Annotated in this window: 3 protein-coding genes; 1 reads left to right on the top strand and 2 read right to left on the bottom strand. The window is 68.8% G+C overall.

The window, feature by feature from the left end:
* Positions 1-82 precede the first annotated feature (82 nt).
* Positions 83-937 (bottom strand): PA4780 family RIO1-like protein kinase, encoded by an 855-nt coding sequence (locus tag AC27VN_RS38600; protein WP_490880087.1) that lies wholly within the window; start codon positions 935-937, stop codon positions 83-85.
* Positions 938-1,538: 601 nt separating this feature from the next.
* Here AC27VN_RS38600 and AC27VN_RS38595 point away from each other — a divergent pair.
* Positions 1,539-2,135: a PaaI family thioesterase gene (locus AC27VN_RS38595; protein WP_490880086.1), complete on the top strand. Its 597-nt coding sequence runs from the start codon at positions 1,539-1,541 to the stop codon at positions 2,133-2,135.
* Positions 2,136-2,181: 46 nt separating this feature from the next.
* Here the strand turns inward: AC27VN_RS38595 and AC27VN_RS38590 are convergent.
* Positions 2,182-2,543 (bottom strand): hypothetical protein (locus tag AC27VN_RS38590; protein WP_490880085.1); only part of this gene is annotated, 362 nt, incomplete at its 5' end.

Genomic DNA, 2,543 nt, shown 5'->3' with positions numbered 1-2,543 from the left:
GACGCGGGGAGGGCGCGAGGTCGGGGGGCTGGAACATCGTGGAGGAGGGCGGGCGGTGCTGCGCCGATTGTCGCCGCCGGGCTCAGGGCTCGCCCCGTTTCGCCAGCCGCTCGCGCCGAAGCGCCTCCTCGGCGCGCGCATCGTTGACCGCGCGCAGCACCTCGCCGAGGTCGACCGGCCCGGTGTCGCGCGGCGGCGCGCCGCTGAGCTGCGTCTCGGGCCGCAGCAGGCCGCGCTCGTAGAGATGCCAGATCTCCTCGCCATGGCGCGTCTCGTGCAGCTCGGGCGCGAAGCGGCCGAAGAACTCGCGCAGGTTCGCCACGTCGCGCAGCAGCATGCGCTGCGCATGGTTGTTGCCCGCGGCATCGACGGCCTGCGGCAGGTCGATGATCACCGGGCCGCCGGCGCCGAGCAGCACGTTGAACTCCGAGAGGTCGCCGTGCACGATGCCCGCGCACAGCATGCGCATCACCTCGCGCACCAGCGTGGCGTGATGGCGCCGCGCATCCTCGGGCGTGAACTCGACGTCGTTGAGCCGCGGCGCGGCCGCGCCCTCGGCATCGGTCACGAGCTCCATCAGCAGCACGCCCTCCCAGAAGCCGAAGGGCTCGGGCACGCGCACGCCCGCGTCGGCCAGCCGGTGCAGCGCATCGACCTCGGCGCTCTGCCAGTGGCTCTCGGTCATGCGGCGGCCGAAGCGCGTGCCCTTGGCGATGGCGCGGCGCTCGCGCGAGTTGCGGATCTTGCGGTTCTCGGTGTAGTCCACCGCTTGCCGGAAGGCGCGCTTGTCGGCCTCCTTGTAGACCTTGGCGCAACGGGCTTCGTCGCCGCTGTGCACGACGTAGACCATCGCCTCCTTGCCGCTCATGAGCTGGCGGCTGACACTGTCGATCAGGCCTTCGTCGACCAGGGGTTGGAGTCGGGGCGGGATCTTCATGGGGCCACCTCCTTCCTGGCGTGGGCGGGGAGGATGGCGATGCGGACGGTCGAGAGAAAAACGAAACGATGCCGCGCGTGCGCGGCTGCTGTATCTAGCATGGGTGTGGGCACCTTGATTCGGAAACGAAAGACCGGGCGCCGCACGCGATGGCGCGCGCGGCGGGCTTGGCGAATCTCGGGCGGGGCGGCGTCGCGTGCAGCGCGGGGGCTGCGACGCTCAGCGAGGCGAAGGCATCAGCGGCGTGTGCGCAACGCGATCGAGCGGCCGGGCACCGAGACGGCGGTGGGGGCAAGGACTGGCTTGTTCATTGCGTACCTCCTGTGGTGCGTGGTTGTCGAGGGATGCGAATGTAGTCGCATGCGCGCGAACTGTGAAGCCCATCGTTCGCGCGGGGCCGGCGCTGTGTTCGGCGCGCGACAGCGCCACTTAACGCACGCGGCTTAAGGATTCGACAAGGAATGCGTGGTGCAGGCGCTTGAAAGCATCGTCTTCGCAGCAGGCAATTGCTAAACTGGCCGCGACAAGAAGATGCATGAGAAAGCACCGTCGCGTGCCACTTCTCCCGATCCGATCCGCATTGCTTTCGAGATCTTTTCAAATGACGCCTGAACAACGACTGGACCTGTGGCTCTCCGAGGAACGCGAGGTAGTCGAACTGCTTAATTCGGGTCCCGGTGTCGGTGTGGCACGGCCCGCGCAGCTCGTCGGCAAGAGCGGCCTCGAAGTGATGCACGCGATGATGAACGGCCAGCTTCCCTATGCGGAGTTCGCCAAGCACCTGACCTTCTATGCGATCGTCGCGCGTCCGGGCTCGGCCGTGTTCCAGGGCACGCCGCAGCGCGAGTACCTCAATCCCATGGGCACCATCCACGGCGGCTGGATGACCTCGATCCTCGATTCGGCGCTGGGCTGCGCGGTGCTCGCATCGCTGCCGCCGGGGCAGGTCTACACCACGGCCAGCCTCGAGACCCGTTACCTGAAAGGCCTCACGCTCGATGTGCGGCGCGTGCGCGCCGAGGCCACGGTCACGCGCATCGAAGGCCGCACGGCGCTGGCCGAAGCCAGCCTCGTGGGTCCGGACGGCACGCTGTATGCCAAGGCCACCACCGAGTGCCGGCTGTTCGACATGCGCGCGCCAGCGCAGGCGCAGGCACCCGCGGTGGCGTCGCGGCCCTCGACATCGGCCACGTCCTAGAAGCACATCGCCCTTCGGGGCGATTTTTCTTTGGGAGCCGGGCTTTTCAGGACCACATCTTGCGCAGCACCGCCGAGAGGCCCGAGCCGGCGATCAGCGCGATGAAGAAGCGCATCCAGCCGGCCTTGCGCTGGTAGATGTTGGCGACCCAGATCGCGCCCGTCACGAGGCCGATCAGCCAGGCATCGCGCAGCGACAGCAGGAAGCCCAGCACGTAGGTGCCTTGTATCGCGATGCTGACCCACAGGCCCAGCAGCGACAGCGCGCTGCGCGGCTTCGCGGGTTGCGGGGCCGCCGCGGGCTCGGCCGTGCGCGTGTCGTTGCGTGGCGGTGCTTGTTCGCGCCGCTGCGTGTCGTCGAGCGCGCGTTGGCGTTCGCGCTCGGCCTCGCGCTTCGCCTTCTTCTCGG

The organism is Variovorax sp. 20P10.2.4, assembly GCF_058244205.1.
Note: the sequence above shows the minus strand (reverse complement) of the source record. Positions and strands in the feature narration are given on the sequence as shown.